This window comes from Enterobacter chuandaensis, from assembly GCF_039718975.1.
GTDB lineage: Bacteria > Pseudomonadota > Gammaproteobacteria > Enterobacterales > Enterobacteriaceae > Enterobacter > Enterobacter chuandaensis.
This window is the reverse complement of the sequence record NZ_CP097173.1, coordinates 1,317,039-1,334,995: the sequence shown is the minus strand read 5'-3', so window position 1 is coordinate 1,334,995 and position 17,957 is coordinate 1,317,039. Positions and strand designations below refer to the sequence as shown.

The window sequence follows — 17,957 nt, the reverse complement described above, 5'->3', positions numbered from 1 at the left end:
TCACAAACTCATGCTTAAAGTCGGATGCCTGCCTGAATAGCATTTGCTATAGTAGGGCACTTTTTTTAACTCCATCACGGATGTCGTAGTTCTGACCATGAAGACCACTTTTTCTGCTCGTTTTGTGCAGCGCATGGCGCTGACCACGGCCCTTTGCGCGACTGCACTCTCTGCAGCTCATGCTGATGACCTGAATATCAAGACCATGATCCCTGGCGTTCCGCAAATCGATGCGGAATCTTACATCCTGATCGATTACAACTCTGGCAAAGTGCTGGCAGAACAGAATGCCGATGCTCGCCGTGATCCGGCCAGTCTGACCAAAATGATGACCAGCTACGTTATCGGCCAGGCCATGAAAGCCGGCAAGTTTAAGGAAACGGATCTGGTCACCATCGGTAACGATGCGTGGGCAACCGGGAACCCTGTCTTCAAAGGTTCCTCCCTGATGTTCCTGAAACCAGGAATGCAGGTTCCGGTTTCTCAGTTAATCCGTGGTATCAACCTGCAGTCCGGTAACGATGCCTGCGTCGCCATGGCTGATTTCGCCGCCGGTAGTCAGGATGCCTTCGTGGGCCTGATGAACAGCTACGTGACTGCGCTGGGTCTGAAGAACAGCCATTTCCAGACCGTACACGGTCTCGATGCAGACGGTCAGTACAGCTCCGCACGTGATATGGCCCTGATTGGTCAGGCGCTGATCCGCGATGTACCTAATGAATACTCCATCTATAAAGAGAAAGAGTTCACCTTCAACGGCATTCGTCAGACCAACCGTAACGGCCTGCTGTGGGATAACAGCCTGAACGTTGACGGCATCAAAACAGGTCATACCGATAAAGCCGGTTACAACCTGGTAGCCTCTGCGACGGAAGGCCAGATGCGTCTGATTTCTGCCGTGATGGGCGGTCGCACCTTTAAGGGCCGTGAAACCGAAAGCAAGAAGCTGCTGACCTGGGGCTTCCGCTTCTTCGAAACCGTGAACCCGCTGAAAGCAGGGAAAGAGTTTGCTTCTGAACCCGTCTGGTTCGGCGATAACGACCGTGCTTCCCTGGGCGTGGATAAAGATCTGTATCTGACCATTCCGCGCGGCCGCATGAAAGATCTGAAAGCGAGCTACGTGCTTAACACAACTGAGCTGCACGCCCCACTGCAGAAAAACCAGGTAGTGGGCACCATCAACTTCCAGCTGGACGGCAAAACAATCGATCAGCGCCCGCTCGTGGTGCTGGAAGAAATTCCTGAAGGCAATTTCTTCGGCAAAATCATTGATTACATTAAATTGATGTTCCATCACTGGTTTGGCTAAAAATCGAACACTTGAAAGTGTGATTTTGATCCCCATATACTAAGTATCCTGATAACTCCCACCCGACGTGGGAGTTATTCTTTTTGACGTTACGCCGGAGCTGACATGAAAACCAAACTTAACGAACTGCTTGAATTCCCTACCTCATTTACCTACAAAGTAATGGGTCTGGCGAAACCTGAGCTGGTTGATCAGGTGGTTGAAGTGGTACAGCGCCATGCGCCGGGTGACTACTCTCCGTCAGTAAAACCAAGCAGCAAGGGCAACTACCACTCGGTTTCTATTACCATCACTGCCACACATATCGAGCAGGTTGAAACGCTGTACGAAGAGCTCGGCAATATCGAAATTGTTCGTATGGTGCTGTAGTCCCTTTGCGGTTACCCGGTTTACCGGGTAACCCCTCTCCCCCGCTGTGATATACTCCCCCGCATCTTTTGTCCCTCGTCTTCGGAGACGCAGTTTTGTATCAGGATAAAATTCTGGTCCGTCATCTCGGGCTGCAACCTTATGAGCCTGTCTCCCAGGCTATGCATGACTTCACCGATTCACGCGATGACACCACCCCTGATGAGATCTGGCTGGTCGAACACCTGCCGGTGTTTACACAGGGTCAGGCGGGTAAAGCGGAACATTTATTAATGACGGGCGATATCCCGGTGATCCAGAGCGATCGCGGGGGTCAGGTGACTTACCACGGGCCTGGTCAGCAGGTGATGTATGTCATGCTTAATCTGAAGCGCAGAAAGCTGGGCGTGCGTGAGCTGGTGACGTTACTGGAACAAACCGTCGTCAACACGCTGGCGGAATATGGTATTGATGCGCATCCGCGTGCCGATGCGCCGGGCGTCTACGTTGGCGAAATGAAGATTTGCTCTCTGGGGCTACGTATTCGTAAAGGCTGTTCTTTCCACGGTCTGGCATTGAATATTAATATGGATCTTACGCCTTTCCAGCGCATAAACCCCTGCGGCTACGCCGGCATGGAAATGACGCAAATGCGCCAGTGGGTCGATACCGCTACGCCAGATAATATACGTCCGGTTCTGCTGAAGAACGTGTTAGCGCTACTTAACAATCCCCCGCACGAATATATCCCTGCTTAATATATCATACAGAATGGCTCGATAATTTGACGGGCCACTGTTTATTTACCGCTTTTACGCTTTACAATAATCCGCAGATTCTATATTTTCGAAGCGCCCGAATATTGCCGTTACATATTATTTAGCCTCCGGTCAGTACGGCATACACAGGCTAAGTAACTTGAGTGATAATCACACAACTGTTTGTTTTTGATAAACAAGTGAAACAAAACCAACACTTTACGAATCTCTACAAGCATAATAAATAAATTCAACTATCATTCATGTTGTGAATGTATACGGAGTGAAAGCGTGGAGTATAATAATTTACCAGCCAAACGCCTGAATGACCTTGGTGGTGAAGACAAGCCGCAAATTTTTCGGACTTTACGTAATATTGATCTCAATTTACTGACTATTTTTGAGGCAGTATATGTCCATAAGGGTATCGTTAACGCTGCGAAAATTCTTAATCTCACGCCATCAGCAATAAGTCAGTCAATTCAAAAGCTGCGCGCTATATTTCCTGACCCGTTATTTATTCGTAAGGGCCAGGGCGTCACGCCGACGGCTTACGCCACGCATCTCCATGAGTACATCAGCCAGGGGCTGGAGTCGATTCTCGGTGCGCTGGATTTAACCGGAAGCTATGACAAACAGAGAACTATCACCATCGGCTGCTCTCCTTCCGTAGGCGTGCTGGTGATGCCTGCCATCTTCCAGGCCGTGAAAGAGCATGCGCCTCAGCTTCTGCTGCGCAATGTGCCTCTCAGCGAGCCTGACGTTCAGCTTGCCCAGTTCCAGACCGATCTGATTATTGAAAGCGGCAGCTTCAGTGCCCGAGCGCTGGGGCAAAATGTGCTTTATGCCGATAACCTGGTTCTGGTTTGCCGCCAGCAGCACCCCGTTCTTAGCGAGCCATTGACCATTGAGAACCTGCGCAACTACGACCACTCGTCTTTCATGACCGAAGGACAATCGAATCATGCCCTGCGCCAGCGTATTGATGAAATTTTCCCGGAACGTCAGATCAGCTTTAGTAGTTACAATATGTTCACCACCGCCTCCCTGATTGGCAGCAGCGATATGCTGTGCATCATGCCTTCACGCCTGTATAACCTGCTGCGTAAACTCTGGCCGCTGGAGAGTATTCCGCTCAGCCAGCTTAATGCTGAATCTATAGAGATTTCACTGCATTACAATAAACTCAGTTTGCGCGATCCGGTTCTGGAAAACGTCATCCGCATTATCCGCCAGGCCTTCTGACAGACTGTGCCAGCATAAGCCCCTGCCGCATGCAGGGCAAAAGGCACAAAACAACAACTATTTTACAAATTGGCGACCTGGCAGGCTGCTTTAACGACCGTTTCAATGATATACTGCCTGTCGTTCGTTCAAAAATAGTTGATAAATACAACATTCCCTTGAATTGAAACGCTTTCCTTCGATATTCGCAACTGGAACACGCACGCTATGAGTAAACCCATTGTGATGGAACGCGGTGTTAAATACCGCGATGCCGATAAAATGGCCCTTATCCCGGTTAAAAACGTGGCTACAGAGCGCGAGGCGCTGTTAAGAAAACCGGAATGGATGAAAATCAAACTTCCGGCCGACTCTTCGCGTATCCAGGGGATCAAAGCGGCGATGCGCAAGAATGGCCTTCACTCCGTTTGTGAAGAAGCGTCTTGTCCGAACCTTGCTGAATGTTTCAACCACGGCACCGCGACGTTTATGATTCTGGGTGCTATCTGTACCCGCCGCTGCCCGTTCTGCGATGTTGCTCATGGCCGTCCAGTTGCACCTGATGCTAACGAACCCCAGAAGCTGGCACAAACCATCGCCGATATGGCGCTGCGTTATGTGGTTATCACATCCGTTGACCGTGACGATCTGCGTGATGGTGGGGCTCAGCACTTCGCTGACTGTATTACTGCCATTCGCGAGAAAAGCCCGAGCATCAAAATCGAGACCCTGGTTCCTGACTTCCGTGGCCGTATGGACCGCGCGCTGGAGATCCTGACCGCAACGCCGCCAAATGTGTTTAACCACAACCTGGAGAACGTTCCACGCCTCTACCGTCAGGTGCGTCCGGGAGCCGACTATAACTGGTCTCTGAAGCTGCTGGAGCGCTTTAAAGAAGCGCATCCGCATATTCCTACTAAGTCAGGTCTGATGGTCGGTCTGGGTGAAACCAATGACGAAATCATCGAAGTGATGCGCGATCTTCGCCGTCACGGTGTGACCATGTTGACCCTGGGACAGTATCTGCAGCCAAGCCGTCACCACCTGCCGGTCCAGCGCTACGTGAGCCCGGATGAGTTTGATGAGATGAAAGCCGAAGCGCTGGCGATGGGCTTTACCCACGCAGCGTGCGGTCCGTTTGTTCGCTCCTCTTACCATGCGGATATGCAGGCAAAAGGCGAAGAAGTTAAATAGTGCTGTAATATCTATTTACAGTAATACAAAAAAACCGGCCTCATGAGCCGGTTTATTTTCGCAAGCCCTCAGGCATTGCCGTTACTCTTTGTGGGAAAGCTTCTCTGCCGGGATGTCGTCAGCGCTTTTCTTCGCGGCTGCATCATCGTCGTTCATTGCTTTCTTGAAGCCTTTGATGGCAGCCCCCAGGTCACCACCCAGCGTACGTAACTTCTTGGTACCAAACAGCAGGACGACCAGTGCGGCAACCACCAGCAGTTTGGTAATACTAATCTCACCCATAGATACCTTCTTTACATAAAACAGGCTGCATTCAGCGCCAAAAACCCGATCGTATTAACGGTCATCTGGCGCGTGCACACAATAGCAATCTGTAACAAGGTGAATCAAGCATTGTTGAAAAAAACATCACAATAATTGCGGTGGCGCAAAGCGTCGGTTCCTTAGAACAGGTAATTGCTGACGCGCAAGCGCAATTCTTTCTAAAATTATCTCCGCCATCAGCAGAGCTGGCGCTTCTGCTGCGGCGGCAATCGTGACGCCCAGCGGATCCACCACTCTGCTCTGCCCGATGTTTTTATTGCCGCACTCTCCGGCGGCAACAACATAACAGGTTGTGTCCAGCGCGCGCGCCGCAAGCAGCGTTGACCAGTGATGCTCTTTTAGCGGCCCCTTGACCCATGCGGCAGGCAGTACCAGCACGTCAGCACCCTGTAGCGCCAGGTGCAGTGCCAGCTCCGGGAAACGCAGGTCATAGCATGTCATCAGCCCAACCTTAAATCCGTCAATCTCGATGAGCGGCGGAACGCCCTCTCCAGGATCAACGCGTCGGGATTCCTGAACGCTGAACGCATCGTAAAGGTGAAGCTTGGCATAGTGCGCCACAATGGCACCACCGCGGATAGCCACCAGCGTATTCACTGCACGACCCGGCGCGGAGGGAATATGGATCGTTAAGATCGTTGTCATCGTATTGCCCGTGCTCTGGGCGAGCAACTGCTGTAAAAATTCGCCGTCCAGCGGCTGCGCGGACTTCACGGATAAATCCGGATCATTATCATCTCTCGCCAACAGCGCCTCGGGAAGCACCAGCAGTGACGCGCCCTTCTCCCGGGCCTGTTCCATCAGATTGACGCATTGCAGTGCGTTAACCTGCCAGTCAGGCGTGACCGCAAACTGCCCTACAGCAACATACATATTTGTCCCCTCATCCTAAACAGCGTTAAACTCGCTACTCTTACACATCAAATAGCAGGTATTTAGCGTGTTACAACTCCTTTTAGCTGTTTTTATTGGTGGGGGTACGGGTAGCGTTGCGCGATGGTTCCTGAGTATGCGGTTTAACCCTCTGCATCAGGCGATTCCCATGGGGACACTGGCCGCCAACCTGATCGGAGCCTTTATTATTGGCATGGGGCTGGCCTGGTTTAACCGGATGACGCATATCGATCCTATGTGGAAGGTGTTGATTACCACGGGCTTCTGCGGCGGTTTGACCACCTTCTCTACCTTTTCTGCAGAAACGGTCTTTCTCTTTCAGGAAGGTCGTATCGGCTGGGCGCTGGTGAATATCGCGATCAACATGCTCGGATCTTTCGCGATGACGGGGATCGCATTTTGGCTATTTTCCTCTGTGAGCACACATTAACCGCCGGAGCGTTAATGTTGGCTTAATTTTTCTCTGTCACTCTGAGGGCAATACTGAACGAGGGTGACAGAATGAAACAGAGTTTGATGAGCGCAGGCATGGTGTTGGTGAGCGTACTGATCGTTGCCAGCTTCCTGAAAATGTACCTGATTGGCTGATTCATAACGAAAAAAACCCGCTCAGTGAGCGGGTTTTGAAATTCTTGCTGACGCGTCTGAATTACAGAGCGATTACGTTAGCAGCAGAAGGGCCTTTGGCACCGTTAGTGATTTCGAACTCTACGCGCTGACCTTCAGCCAGAGTTTTGAAACCATTAGACTGGATTGCAGAGAAGTGTACGAACACGTCTTTGCTGCCATCTTCAGGAGTAATGAAACCGAATCCTTTGGACTCATTAAACCACTTAACGTTACCTTTAATCTTAGACATCAAAATTACCTTTACATTAAAAAACGACACAAATGCTGTGTCGGTTACCAGTACATCAATTGTGGGACCTTTTGTCCAGCGGATCTTTGATAAAAAGTGACTAAAGTCGCGTTAATTTTCACTGATAGATTTTTATCGCTTATGAATCAACGGCTGCGCGTTTTTTCACCAGAACGAGCCGTTTTTACAGTTAAAACTGAAAACGCATCCAGGCGAAGTAAACGTTACCGTTGTTATACGTCCCCGGTATGTAGGTCATCTGGAACGTTGCAGGGCCATAGCCAATAGAGGCCAGAGGCAGCAGCACCGGGATCGGAATGTAGTTCCAGTTATCGCGCGCCGTCACCCCTGCGGTGTAGCCCAGACCCACATGGAAGTTCTCATCCGCCAGCGGGCGCCAGGTTTTTTCCCAGCCGTAGCCGCCAATCGGTTCCCACTTGTTAAAGGAATCTTTAAAGGCCATCAGGTAGATGCCATGCCAGTTTCCCTTTTCATCCCAGCGCGACTGACCAAAACCGGCGCCCCACGGACGCTCGTTGTATTTATCTGTTTTCTCTTTGTCATAAGCAAAACGCGCGTGCCACGTTATTGCCGGAACATAGAGATCATAATGTTCAGGCGCTGACCAGGTCTGCGAAACATTATCCGTAAAGGTAGAGAACCAGCCTTTATCCGTCGCGTTGTCATCTGCCTGTGCAACAGAAGAAAACGTTAACTGACCCAAAATAAACACTAAAATAGAGAAAAAAGTATTACGTACGATCACAATGCAATTACCATTCTTAATATTTAAAGCAAAGTTTACCACAAAATAGTTGAACCAAGACTTAACGGCATCAGCACTACTCCTAAATATCAGGCCTCTTAACGGGAATATTCTTAACGCAATACTCAGGCCAACCCGAATAAACCCATACAGTGTACGTCTATTAAGGAGTTACCGATCCCTGTGGCAACAGGCCGGACCACACAAAGCATTAACATTTTGTTATCATTAAAGAGACATGCTACGTTATTTTGGACGGTCAACGTTGTGATGAAATAAATGTCTGAGCCATAACAAAAACACTGTTATGCTGCTTCTTAGTCGTCTCTTTATTGATTTTAATCAGCAAAGGTAGCCCATTAATTCGGCACATTTTCATCCTTCTTTTTTTATTAATTATTTGTATCTCAGGGCAAAAAGGCACAGGGGAAATCATGCTTACGTTTATCGAACTCCTTATTGGGGTCGTCGTCATTGTCGGTGTAGCGCGCTACATCATAAAAGGATACTCAGCCACAGGCGTATTATTTGTCGGTGGCTTAACGCTGCTGATTATCAGCGCATTAATGGGTCATCAGGTTTTACCTGCCAGCGCAACCAGCACGGGCTACACCGCCACGGATATTGTTGAATACATTAAAATCCTGCTGATGAGCCGTGGTGGCGATCTCGGTATGATGATCATGATGCTGTGCGGTTTTGCGGCCTACATGACCCATATCGGCGCAAATGACATGGTTGTTAAGCTTGCCTCGAAGCCCCTGCAGTACATTAACTCACCGTATCTGTTGATGGTCGCCGCCTATTTCCTCGCCTGCCTGATGTCGCTGGCCGTTTCGTCGGCAACCGGCCTCGGCGTATTGTTAATGGCCACGCTGTTCCCGGTGATGGTGAACGTCGGCATCAGCCGTGGCGCAGCGGCAGCTATCTGCGCCTCCCCGGCAGCCATTATTCTCTCCCCGACGTCTGGCGACGTTGTGCTGGCGGCAAAAGCCGCCGAGATGTCGCTTATCGACTTCGCCTTTAAGACCACGCTGCCGATCTCAATCGTTGCCATTGTGGGAATGGGCATCGCGCACTTCTTCTGGCAGCGCTATCTCGATAAGAAAGAGAACATCAGCCATGAAATGATGGATGTCAGCGAAATCACCACCACCGCGCCTGCGTTCTATTCCATTTTGCCGTTCACGCCGATTATCGGCGTGCTCATTTTTGACGGAAAATGGGGCCCGCAGCTGCACATCATTACTATTCTGGTCATCTGTATGCTGTTGGCCGCCGTACTGGAGTTCGTGCGCGGTTTCAACACGCAAAAAGTCTTCTCCGGCCTTGAGGTCGCGTATCGCGGGATGGCAGATGCATTTGCTGGCGTGGTGATGCTGTTGGTTGCAGCAGGTGTCTTTGCCCAGGGTCTGAGCACGATCGGCTTTATCCAGAGCCTGATCTCCATCGCCACCTCGTTTGGCTCGGCCAGTATTATCCTGATGCTGGTCCTGGTGGTACTCACCATGCTGGCGGCGATGACCACCGGCTCCGGCAACGCCCCTTTCTACGCCTTCGTTGAGATGATCCCGAAGCTGGCTCACTCGTCCGGTATCAACCCGGCTTATCTTTCCATTCCTATGCTCCAGGCGTCAAACCTGGGTCGTACCATCTCGCCCGTCTCAGGCGTGGTGGTTGCGGTAGCCGGGATGGCAAAAATCTCGCCGTTTGAGGTGGTGAAACGCACGTCCGTGCCGGTGCTGGTTGGGCTGATCATCGTCATTATTGCCACCGAAGTGCTGGTGCCCGGCGCCGCCTAAGTTAAATTCCTGATTGCCAATAAGCGCCTGCGGGCGCTTTTTGTGCTTTAATAACCCGGAGAAATTAATCGCGCACAACCAATCAGGAAATCACATGTTCAGGAAGGATATCGTTATCCCGTCTGGCGCAGTAGCGCTTGCACTCAGTGTCTTCTCAGCGCAGGCCGAGCCCCTCAAGGCCACGCAGTATGGCGATTTCGACCGCTACGTGCTGGCTCTCTCCTGGCAAACCGGATTTTGTCAGAGCATGGTCGAGCGTAACCGCAATGAGCCGGATGAATGTCGTCTGCAAAAAGAGAACGAAAATAAAGCCGATTTTCTGACCGTTCACGGGCTATGGCCCGGCCTGCCGAAATCCGTTGCCGCACGCGGCGTGGATGAACGTCGGTGGATGCGATTTGGCTGCGCCACGCGTCCCATTCCCAACATGCCGGAAGTAAAAGCCAGCCGCAAATGCGCGGCAGCCGAAACCGGTCTGTCGCTTTCCGGCGCGGCGAAACTGAACGAGGTGATGCCGGGCGCGGGGGGAAACTCCTGTCTGGAACGTTACGAATATGCCAAACATGGCGTCTGCTTTGGTTTTGATCCCGATGCCTATTTCGGCACCATGGTGAGAATGAACCAGGAAATGAAAAACAGCGCCGTCGGTCAGTTCCTGGCGAAAAACTATGGTAAAACCGTCAGCCGTAGCGACTTTGACAACGCCGTTGCCAAAAGCTGGGGCAAGGAAAATATCAAAGCGTTCAAGCTGACCTGTAACGGCAACCCGGCGTATCTGACCGAGATGCAAATTTCGCTAAAAGCAGACACCATTAACAGCCCGCTGTCTGCGGCATCCTTTGCCCCGCAGCCCCATCCGGGCAACTGCGGAAAGCAATTCGTGATCGATAAAGCCGGTTACTGACCCACCACCGGGCGTACCAGATCAAAGCGATGTTCGTCACTGATGCCATAGTAAGCCGTCGGCCCACCCGCTCGCAGGATGGGCTGCGCTTTCGCCGTCTGGTATATCCCCTCTTCCAGCAGCGTTTCGGCAATATGGATACCCACCACTTCCCCCAGCACCAGCCAGGTGTCAATCGGTGTACCGTCGGCTCCGGTAAGCTGAATGCACTGCGAAAGACGGCACTCAAAATTGACCGGACTTTCCGCCACGCGGGGGGCGCTCACCAGCTTGCTGGCAGCAGCGTTAATCCTGAAAAAGTAAATTCGTCCTGGTCGTGAGGCAGCGTGGCAGAGGTCTGATTCATCGCTTCCGCGAGCTCCCGCGTCGCCAGGTTCCAGACAAACTCCTTTGTTTCAACAATATTACGCACGCTGTCTTTCCAGCCGTTGCTGGAAAAACCGATGATCGGCGGGCGATAGTTGAAGCAGTTAAAGAAGCTATACGGTGCGAGGTTCATCAGGCCGGCCTGATCGCAGGAGGCGATCCAGCCAATCGGACGGGGCCCGATAATGGCGTTCAGCGGGTCATGCGGCAGGCCGTGCCCCTGAGACGGTTGATAGAAGTACATAGTGCTCTCTCGTTGGTGGGCGGTCGCGAATGACGCTTCGCGCAGCACCCGGGTTCAGGAGATTCAGCGTAACGTAATCCGTCCGGAATTGAGACTGAATAAATTTCAGCGAAAATTCATATGGACCATGAATGTGACTTTCATCACTTCAAACTTGCGCGTTCAGCCAGTATCATCGGGAGAGTTAAACCCTCGCTGCCAGACGGCGAGGGTTTTCTTTTGGATTGGTTTCTGCGTTAGACGCAGCATTAACGACATGGAGTAAAAAATGTCCAGACCTACAATCATCATTAACGAGCTCGACGCAGAACGTATCGACAGGCTGCTGGAAAAAGCAGAGTTTGCCTCACTGCCGGTGGCCGATGCCCTGAATGAGGAACTCGACCGGGCGCAGATGTGCTCGCCGGAGTCGATGCCGCACGACGTGGTCACCATGAACAGCCAGGTGAAATTCCGCAACCTGACTACCGGGGAAGAGCTGACCCGCACGCTGGTTTACCCAGCCCAGATGACGGACAGCGCCGCGCAGCTTTCGGTACTTGCGCCGGTAGGGGCCGCACTGCTGGGGTTGCGTACGGGCGATACCATCCACTGGGAATTGCCGGGCGGCGCGTCCACCCATCTGGAAGTGCTGGAACTGCTTTACCAGCCAGAAGCGGCGGGCGATTACCTGCGTTAATTCCCTTCTGAACAAGCGCTACCCGCGTTGCACAGAGGATGCACCTGCATCCTCTTTCCGGGCATCTTCAGCCGATTGTGCTACATCGCGGTACGGTATCATAAATGCCACTGATGAGTGACCTCACACCACCCCACCCGGGAAGGCATTCACCAGCCCTTTAACCTTCTGCTCTGCGGCCTCAGACGTTTCTGCGCCCGGCACCAGAATGACCTTGCGGCACTCTTCTTCCCGTTTTTCGAAAATCTTATAGGCGCGTTCCGCGTCAGCAAGCGGAAGATAATGGGTCACAATCTCTTCCGGCGTCAGCAGCCCTTTTTCGATCAGCGGTAACAGTTCACCCAGCCAGGCATGAACATGCGTCTGGCCCATCTTAAACGTCAGCCCCTTGTCGAAAGCATCCCCAAACAGGAAGCCATGGATAAACCCGGCGTACACGCCGGGAACGCTCACAACGCCGCCGCGGCGAACGGCAGCGATACACTGACGCAGCGCTTTGCCGCTGCTGCCTTCAATTTTAAGGTTGCTGAGGATCGTCTCCGTGGTGCTGCCTTTGGCTTCAAACCCGACCGCGTCAATGACGGCATCGACACCCCGCTGCCCGGCGGTTTGCTCAATAATTTTTTCCGCCGCATCGTTATCATCATCGAAGTTGATGGGAATGGCACCGTAACGCGCCTCGGCAAACCGCAGCCGGTAGGGGTGATGGTCAATAACAAAGATCTGCTCAGCCCCTAACAGCCGCGCGCAGGCAATCGTCAACAACCCCACCGGCCCGGCACCGAAAACGGCGACGCTGGAGCCTTTTTCAATCTGCGCATTTTTTGCCGCCTGCCAGGCGGTAGGCAGAATATCTGACAGGAAAAGTGCTTTATCATCAGACAGCAGCTGGGGCACCTTAAACGGCCCCACGTTACCTTTCGGCACGCGCACGTATTCCGCCTGTCCACCCGGCACGCCGCCGTAGAGATGGCTATAGCCAAACAGCGCGGCTGGCGCGGGGATTTGCTTTTTGTTCAGCGCTGCACCCTGCCCGCTATTGGTTTTCTCGCAGGCCGCGTACTGTTGCATCTGGCAAAAAAAGCAGTCACCGCAGGCGATAACAAAGGGGATCACCACGCGATCGCCTTTTTGCAGGTCCTTCACCTCTCGACCGCACTCGACAATCTCGCCCATAAATTCATGTCCAAAAATATCACCGTGCTGCACCTTCGGGATCTTTCCGCGATAGAGATGCAGATCGGAGCCGCAAATCGCCGTGGCCGTCACGCGCAGGATGATATCGTCCGGCTGTTCAATGATGGGATCGGGGACATTATCGACTCGAACATGGTGCGGACCGTGGTAAGTGAGTGCTTTCATGCGACCTCCGAAAGGTTCAGGTAAGTTTATAAAGGGTAGCTACCCCTGAAAGTCTGCCGGAGAATACGCACCTTTTGAGATTTATCCTGGCGAGATAAGAAAAGTGCCGAAGCGATTACAGAAACCATTCACATTTTGTGGTTGAATGTATCCAGCGTTTATAAACAAGGAGAAACGGTTATGTATAAGACAATCATTATGCCGGTTGATGTTTTCGAAATGGAACTGAGCGACAAGGCTGTACGCCACGCGGAATTTCTCGCGCAGCAGGATGGGATCATTCATCTGCTGCATGTTTTACCGGGCTCGGCCAGCCTGAGCCTGCACCGCTTTGCCGCCGACGTCCGTCGCTTTGAAGAACATTTGCAGCACGAAGCCGAAACGCGCCTGCAGACCATGGTCGGGCACTTCAGCATCGACCCTTCCCGCATTAAAACCCACGTCCGGTTCGGTAGCGTACGCGATGCCGTCAATGAACTGGCCGGAGAGCTGAACGCAGACGTGGTGGTGATCGGTTCACGCAACCCTTCCATTACCACTCATCTGCTGGGGTCGAACGCGTCCAGCGTGATCCGCCACACCCACATTCCGGTGATGGTGGTCCGGTAAATGCCCATAAAAAACCCCGCTTTCGCGGGGTTTTGTTTATCAGTACAGATGACCAATATTGACGATAGTGCTGACGGTATCACCGAAGAAGGTCAGACGGCTGAGCACCACGCCCACCAGCAGGATCGCGAATATCGCTTTTTGCATCGGCTGGTGCTTCAGCGACAATGCGCCTCCCACGATGCAGCACAGCAGGCTGCCCAGGTAGAGCGGCGAGCTTAGCCAGGCGTGAGCGGTCATTTTCATGATGGTGCCGCCGCTGAGCCACATCACCGGCGCGGCAATCAGCAGCGCCATCAGGGCGATAATCCCCTGACGCAACGCGGCGTTTGATGCTTTCAGCCCAAGCAGCGGTGCTGCTGCACAGCCCATCACCCAGACGGTCGCAAAGAACAGCATCATGGTGATGCCGTTGGCAATGGCCTGCATCGCCGGTGCCGCGTAGGTCATCCCCTGCACCACCACCAGCAGGATCCCGAACAGGGACGCCAGCAGCGCCGCGCCTTTGTTTCCCTTACTCAGGAAGGCCAGCCCAATCATGGCGCCATACAGGGTCGCGCCCAGAATCTCGCGGCTCAGCCAGGCATGTTTCAGGTTAATCAACGCGTTGTAAGCATGTTCCGGGTGCGCCAGATGCAGCACCGCGGCGATGGAGGCCACGCCCAGAATCAGCCCGGTAATCAGCCAGTGAAGGCGGGTGCCATGCACTTCACCACGCAGCGTGCGCCAGGTCAGGAGCAGCGTCATCCCGACGGACATCTGGCTCAGCACGGTAAAGATAACGAGCGGTATTTCATACTTTTCCATTATTTATCCCCCGGCTGTTTTGGCTGACGGGCCAGAATAAAGCGCGTACCCGGATTAAGCTGAGGCATCTTCGGGAAGCCCGGCGGATACTGCACGGCATTGTTCGGCAGCGAGTCGGCATCCAGATCGATAATAGTCAGCGCGCCGACCGGACAGGCGTTAACGCAGGCCGGGGCCATACCGATATCCAGACGTTCATAGCACATGCTGCACTTCTCAGCCTTTTGCGTCTCTTCATTGAAGCGCGGCGCGCCGTACGGGCAGTTACGGATGCAGTTTTTACAGCCGATGCAGCGCTCAGGGTTATGCACCACCACGCCGTCATCACGTTTGGTGTAGGCTTCCACCGGGCACGCCGCCAGACAGGCCGGGTTTTCACAGTGGTTACAGGCCAGCGAGAAGAACGCACGCTCCTCGTGCGGATAAATTTCTTTATCCAGCGGATAGACATAGCGCCAGAAGCGATCCGGCTCAAGCTGGTTAAAGCTCTTGCAGGCCATAGCGCATCCGCGGCAGCCAATACATTTATCACTGTTCACTAAAAATGCGCGTCTCATGCGTCTGCTCCTTCATTCGCGATAAGGGCAATGTCAACAAACTGGCTGTGGATCGCCGCGCCAGGCGCGCCGGTTGCCATTTTGCCCATATCGGCTGGCGTATCTTTCACGACGTTCTGCACGTTGTACTTAAGCTTGTTAAACCAGGACTCATACATCACCAGGAAATCTTCCGGCACGTTGGTGGTGATCTTCGCCCGCAACTCCACTTCACCCACCTCGTTGAACACGCGGACTCTCGCCAGCTCGCGGATGCCTTTCTTCTGCGCGGCAGCCGGGTGGATATAGACAAACGGCTCCGGCCAGAAGACCTGCATCCAGTCGAGGTTGACGAACTGGGAGTGAAGGCCGTACTGCAAATGTGGGGTAAAAAGATGGAACGGCAGCTTGCCCTCTGCGGCAGGCAGATACTCCGGCAGCGCTTTATGGCCGTTCTTTTCACACAACTCGGAGAGGAACTCATATTTGCCCGATGGCGTTTTAAACTTGCGATCGTACCAGGCCGCCGAGCTGACCATTTTGGCTTTCACCGGCCCATCCAGCAGATCGTCCCACGAGCGGATGCCGAACTGCTTCGCCATGCCGTCGTTAAATTCAAGATCCAGCCATTTTTTCTGGTCAATGTCCTGCGGGAAGGTGCAGGAGCCCGGCTCCAGTTTGTTGATGGTGCGCGAGAGCAGCACGGCAATATCCAGATCGCTCTTGCACTCGTACATCGGCTTAATGGCCGGTTCATTCACCGACAGCCAGTAATGCCAGTATGAGGACGACAGGTTCCAGTGTTCAAAGGTGGTGGTCACCGGCAGCACGATATCGGCATGCTGCACCGTCTCGTTGAAGAACTGATCGACGCAGACCACCATCTCCAGCTTGCTGAAGGCTTTTTCCATTTTGTTGCGGTCAAAGTCCTGCGCGAACGGGTTCTTGCACGCGACCCACAGCATGCGAATGGGCGGATCGTTGGCATCGAGAATGCTCTGCGCGGTCTGGTTCAGGTTCAGCGCGCGGTCGGAATAGTGGCTCTTTTCGCCGCTGTCGCTGACGAACTCGCCTACCGGGCCGCTTTCGCCCACCATGCCAACAGACCCAACCGGTGGCTTCTGCGTCATCGCATGATAGTTGTAACCCCAGGTCTGAAGATGACCGTAGCGGGCACCACCGCCTTCGACACCGATGTTGCCGGTCATAGCAACAAAAGCGTCGATGGCGCGCACGTTCGCTCCGCCGTTGACGTGGCGCTGCATCCCGTAACCGATCCAGACGGTGGCAGGTTTGACCGCAGTGAACTCTTCCGCCAGTTGGCGAATCACCTCTGCCGACAGGCCACAGATTTCAGACGCCCACTCAACGGTGATACTGCTGCGCAGATACTGTTCAAACTCCGGGAAGCCGTGCGCGAAGTTGTTTACAAACTCCTGGTCGACGCGGCCAATATCCAGCAGGTGGCGCGCCATACCCAGCGCCAATGCACCGTCTGAGCCAGGTCGCACGCGCAGGTACAGATCGGCTTTCGCGGCGGTTTGCGAGAACAGCGGATCAATGACCACCACTTTCGCTCCCTTCTCACGCGCCTGATAGATGTACTTCATGGTGTGCATGGAGCACCATGCCGGGTTTGCGCCCCAGATAATGATGTATTTGGCTTTGACCAGATCTTCCGGGTCGTTGCACCACATGTCGCCCATGTCGTAGTGCTGGGCGTCAATCCCTGCTGGCCAGCATGGCGTACCGGCAAAGCGCGTGGTGTAACCGAGAGAAGACATCATCCCCTCCACGGCATAGCTCATGACGCCCAGGTTGCCGGAGTATTTCGACAGCGCCAGGCCGAGCATGGAGCCGTCTTTCTTCTTGATCTCCAGCATTTTGCTGGCGATGCGCTGCATGGCCTCATCCCAGGAGATACGACGCCATTTACCGCTGCCGCGACCATCCTGGATCATCGGATATTTGATACGGTCCGGGGAGTAGACGCGACGCGGGTAGGTCAGCCCTTTCACGCACGGCGCGCCGTGGGTAAAGGTGGACTCGCTCGCCCCGTCAACGAAGGTGATCACGTCATCCTTGACCCAGGTTTTCAGGCTGCAGGTGTCGTAGCAGTTACGCGGGCAGGCGTTACGGAAAATTTTATACGTTTTCGGGTTAAACGGAATGGGGGGCTGTGCCAGAGCACATCGGGAAGATAATAGTCCGCCAGGTAATGCGGCGACGGTACCCAGCGCAATCAGTCCTTTTAAAAAGGAGCGCCGGTTTAGCTGCCCTTTATCAATACTCATAATATTACTCTCGTCTTTAATTCATCAAACCAATTAGTCATCTGTAACACGAGACATTTAATTGCGGATGTTTTCGCGCAATCATTTATTTTTGCGATAAACGCGGGGAGCCATAATTCAAGATGCCCCTGCACAAAGCGGGCGAGTGCATCATGATATTGCGGCGAATGTCTGGCATGCGCGGAGAGCATTACCACCAGCTCCATTTCATAACTGACGTGGTCGTCGGGAACGCTATTTTCCTCGGTGACAGTTAGCCCGATGCTGCGCAGGAATTCGCGTACGCTCAGCGTTGTGGCCCCCATCAGCAGAGGCTCATCGTCCAGATACACCGAGGCATATGGCGGCGCCAGCAGCGTTGCCGGGCCGACAAACAGGGCGTTGAAGTCATACTCAACGTCTAACGCCTCATCCTGCTGCCAGGCTCCGCGCTCCGGGAATAAATGGCGTAACGAGGCGCATCGCGATGTCATATCCGCCGCGTTAAAAAAATCACGAAACAGTAATCCCTTTATTTCAAACGGGGTTAATGCCTCATATATTGAAGTGGTGAATATATTTTTATCATTCATGTTAAATATAAATATTTATCAACAAAAAACGACGAGATATTATCAGCAGGCTTATTATTTTCTTTGATCGAAGCAGGTAATTAACGCATGAAGGGGTGAATAACGA

At 53.0% G+C, this 17,957-nt stretch carries 19 protein-coding genes and 1 pseudogene; 10 read left to right on the top strand and 10 right to left on the bottom strand.

The window, feature by feature from the left end; genetic code table 11:
- Positions 1–97 precede the first annotated feature (97 nt).
- The 5 genes from dacA to lipA all read left to right on the top strand — a co-directional run bounded on the left by dacA (position 98) and on the right by lipA (position 4,833).
- Positions 98–1,309: a D-alanyl-D-alanine carboxypeptidase DacA gene (gene dacA / locus MX657_RS06430; protein ID WP_080327905.1), complete on the top strand. Its 1,212-nt coding sequence runs from the start codon at positions 98–100 to the stop codon at positions 1,307–1,309.
- A gap of 105 nt (positions 1,310–1,414) precedes the next feature.
- Positions 1,415–1,678 (top strand): DUF493 family protein YbeD, encoded by a 264-nt coding sequence (gene ybeD / locus MX657_RS06425; protein ID WP_006177135.1) that lies wholly within the window; start codon positions 1,415–1,417, stop codon positions 1,676–1,678.
- Positions 1,679–1,773: 95 nt separating this feature from the next.
- The gene (lipB, locus tag MX657_RS06420) at positions 1,774–2,415 is read left to right on the top strand and encodes a lipoyl(octanoyl) transferase LipB (RefSeq protein ID WP_080327906.1); all 642 of its coding nucleotides are present in this window, start codon (positions 1,774–1,776) and stop codon (positions 2,413–2,415) included.
- A gap of 291 nt (positions 2,416–2,706) precedes the next feature.
- Complete coding sequence (locus MX657_RS06415; protein WP_346807751.1) at positions 2,707–3,660, top strand: YbeF family transcriptional regulator; 954 nt, start codon at positions 2,707–2,709, stop codon at positions 3,658–3,660.
- A 207-nt stretch (positions 3,661–3,867) separates the two neighbouring features.
- Entirely contained in the window at positions 3,868–4,833 is a 966-nt protein-coding gene (gene lipA, locus MX657_RS06410; protein ID WP_346807750.1) for a lipoyl synthase, read from the top strand.
- An 81-nt stretch (positions 4,834–4,914) separates the two neighbouring features.
- Here the strand turns inward: lipA and tatE are convergent, their stop codons facing one another.
- Both tatE and MX657_RS06400 read right to left on the bottom strand, forming a co-directional pair.
- A complete protein-coding gene (tatE, locus tag MX657_RS06405) occupies positions 4,915–5,115 on the bottom strand; it encodes a twin-arginine translocase subunit TatE (RefSeq protein ID WP_028012332.1) in 201 nt (66 codons plus the stop codon).
- 126 nt (positions 5,116–5,241) lie between these two features.
- Positions 5,242–6,030: a deaminated glutathione amidase gene (locus MX657_RS06400; RefSeq protein ID WP_265194271.1), complete on the bottom strand. Its 789-nt coding sequence runs from the start codon at positions 6,028–6,030 to the stop codon at positions 5,242–5,244.
- Positions 6,031–6,097: 67 nt separating this feature from the next.
- Here MX657_RS06400 and crcB point away from each other — a divergent pair, with 67 nt between their 5' ends.
- Positions 6,098–6,481, top strand: coding sequence for a fluoride efflux transporter CrcB (gene crcB / locus MX657_RS06395; RefSeq protein ID WP_014882986.1), 384 nt, complete (start codon positions 6,098–6,100; stop codon positions 6,479–6,481).
- Positions 6,482–6,700: 219 nt separating this feature from the next.
- On the opposite strand, the gene cspE is transcribed toward crcB, so the two are convergent.
- Entirely contained in the window at positions 6,701–6,910 is a 210-nt protein-coding gene (gene cspE / locus MX657_RS06390; protein ID WP_002439184.1) for a transcription antiterminator/RNA stability regulator CspE, read from the bottom strand.
- Between the two features lie 190 nt (positions 6,911–7,100).
- Positions 7,101–7,676 carry a lipid IV(A) palmitoyltransferase PagP gene (gene pagP, locus MX657_RS06385; protein WP_346807743.1) on the bottom strand — a complete coding sequence of 192 codons (576 nt, stop codon included), beginning with the start codon at positions 7,674–7,676 and terminating at the stop codon, positions 7,101–7,103.
- Between the two features lie 434 nt (positions 7,677–8,110).
- Here pagP and dcuC point away from each other — a divergent pair, with 434 nt between their 5' ends.
- Together dcuC and rna are read left to right on the top strand one after the other, a co-directional pair.
- Positions 8,111–9,478, top strand: a complete 1,368-nt coding sequence (gene dcuC / locus MX657_RS06380; RefSeq protein WP_080327911.1) for an anaerobic C4-dicarboxylate transporter DcuC — start codon at positions 8,111–8,113, stop codon at positions 9,476–9,478.
- Positions 9,479–9,572: 94 nt separating this feature from the next.
- Positions 9,573–10,382: a ribonuclease I gene (rna, locus tag MX657_RS06375; RefSeq protein WP_119915110.1), complete on the top strand. Its 810-nt coding sequence runs from the start codon at positions 9,573–9,575 to the stop codon at positions 10,380–10,382.
- Here rna and MX657_RS06370 read toward each other — a convergent pair.
- Positions 10,376–10,992, bottom strand: a pseudogene (locus MX657_RS06370) (flavin reductase family protein). The gene rna and the pseudogene MX657_RS06370 overlap by 7 nt on opposite strands.
- 268 nt (positions 10,993–11,260) lie before the next feature.
- Between MX657_RS06370 and rnk the strand changes: the two are divergent.
- Entirely contained in the window at positions 11,261–11,671 is a 411-nt protein-coding gene (rnk, locus tag MX657_RS06365) for a nucleoside diphosphate kinase regulator (RefSeq protein WP_080327914.1), read from the top strand.
- 123 nt (positions 11,672–11,794) lie between these two features.
- Here the strand turns inward: rnk and MX657_RS06360 are convergent, their stop codons facing one another.
- Positions 11,795–13,033 (bottom strand): zinc-dependent alcohol dehydrogenase, encoded by a 1,239-nt coding sequence (locus MX657_RS06360; protein WP_346807741.1) that lies wholly within the window; start codon positions 13,031–13,033, stop codon positions 11,795–11,797.
- A 180-nt stretch (positions 13,034–13,213) separates the two neighbouring features.
- Between MX657_RS06360 and uspG the strand changes: the two genes are divergently transcribed.
- Positions 13,214–13,642 (top strand): universal stress protein UspG, encoded by a 429-nt coding sequence (gene uspG, locus MX657_RS06355; protein WP_080328170.1) that lies wholly within the window; start codon positions 13,214–13,216, stop codon positions 13,640–13,642.
- A gap of 39 nt (positions 13,643–13,681) precedes the next feature.
- On the opposite strand, the gene MX657_RS06350 is transcribed toward uspG, so the two are convergent.
- From MX657_RS06350 to MX657_RS06335, 4 genes are read right to left on the bottom strand one after another with little or no spacing between them, the layout of a single operon-like run.
- Positions 13,682–14,449: a dimethyl sulfoxide reductase anchor subunit family protein gene (locus MX657_RS06350; protein ID WP_119915112.1), complete on the bottom strand. Its 768-nt coding sequence runs from the start codon at positions 14,447–14,449 to the stop codon at positions 13,682–13,684.
- Complete coding sequence (locus MX657_RS06345) at positions 14,449–15,006, bottom strand: 4Fe-4S dicluster domain-containing protein (protein ID WP_119915113.1); 558 nt, start codon at positions 15,004–15,006, stop codon at positions 14,449–14,451. The genes MX657_RS06350 and MX657_RS06345 overlap by 1 nt, the downstream gene beginning before the upstream one ends.
- Positions 15,003–17,279 carry a molybdopterin-dependent oxidoreductase gene (locus MX657_RS06340; protein WP_346807738.1) on the bottom strand — a complete coding sequence of 759 codons (2,277 nt, stop codon included), beginning with the start codon at positions 17,277–17,279 and terminating at the stop codon, positions 15,003–15,005. Before MX657_RS06340 ends, MX657_RS06345 begins: the two co-directional genes overlap by 4 nt.
- The gene (locus tag MX657_RS06335; RefSeq protein WP_346807736.1) at positions 17,276–17,851 is read right to left on the bottom strand and encodes a TorD/DmsD family molecular chaperone; all 576 of its coding nucleotides are present in this window, start codon (positions 17,849–17,851) and stop codon (positions 17,276–17,278) included. The genes MX657_RS06340 and MX657_RS06335 overlap by 4 nt, the downstream gene beginning before the upstream one ends.
- Between the last annotated feature and the right edge of the window lie 106 nt (positions 17,852–17,957).

What these genes read in the sequence shown, in the direction of transcription:
- MX657_RS06350 (WP_119915112.1), bottom strand. Translation starts at nt 14,449, where the DNA reads ATGGAAAAGTATGAAATACCGCTCGTTATCTTTACCGTGCTGAGCCAG.
- MX657_RS06345 (WP_119915113.1), bottom strand. Translation starts at nt 15,006, where the DNA reads ATGAGACGCGCATTTTTAGTGAACAGTGATAAATGTATTGGCTGCCGC.
- dacA (WP_080327905.1), top strand. Translation starts at nt 98, where the DNA reads ATGAAGACCACTTTTTCTGCTCGTTTTGTGCAGCGCATGGCGCTGACC.
- MX657_RS06335 (WP_346807736.1), bottom strand. Translation starts at nt 17,851, where the DNA reads ATGAATGATAAAAATATATTCACCACTTCAATATATGAGGCATTAACC.
- uspG (WP_080328170.1), top strand. Translation starts at nt 13,214, where the DNA reads ATGTATAAGACAATCATTATGCCGGTTGATGTTTTCGAAATGGAACTG.
- lipA (WP_346807750.1), top strand. Translation starts at nt 3,868, where the DNA reads ATGAGTAAACCCATTGTGATGGAACGCGGTGTTAAATACCGCGATGCC.
- MX657_RS06400 (WP_265194271.1), bottom strand. Translation starts at nt 6,030, where the DNA reads ATGTATGTTGCTGTAGGGCAGTTTGCGGTCACGCCTGACTGGCAGGTT.
- cspE (WP_002439184.1), bottom strand. Translation starts at nt 6,910, where the DNA reads ATGTCTAAGATTAAAGGTAACGTTAAGTGGTTTAATGAGTCCAAAGGA.
- tatE (WP_028012332.1), bottom strand. Translation starts at nt 5,115, where the DNA reads ATGGGTGAGATTAGTATTACCAAACTGCTGGTGGTTGCCGCACTGGTC.
- MX657_RS06360 (WP_346807741.1), bottom strand. Translation starts at nt 13,033, where the DNA reads ATGAAAGCACTCACTTACCACGGTCCGCACCATGTTCGAGTCGATAAT.
- rnk (WP_080327914.1), top strand. Translation starts at nt 11,261, where the DNA reads ATGTCCAGACCTACAATCATCATTAACGAGCTCGACGCAGAACGTATC.
- dcuC (WP_080327911.1), top strand. Translation starts at nt 8,111, where the DNA reads ATGCTTACGTTTATCGAACTCCTTATTGGGGTCGTCGTCATTGTCGGT.
- ybeD (WP_006177135.1), top strand. Translation starts at nt 1,415, where the DNA reads ATGAAAACCAAACTTAACGAACTGCTTGAATTCCCTACCTCATTTACC.
- MX657_RS06340 (WP_346807738.1), bottom strand. Translation starts at nt 17,279, where the DNA reads ATGAGTATTGATAAAGGGCAGCTAAACCGGCGCTCCTTTTTAAAAGGA.
- rna (WP_119915110.1), top strand. Translation starts at nt 9,573, where the DNA reads ATGTTCAGGAAGGATATCGTTATCCCGTCTGGCGCAGTAGCGCTTGCA.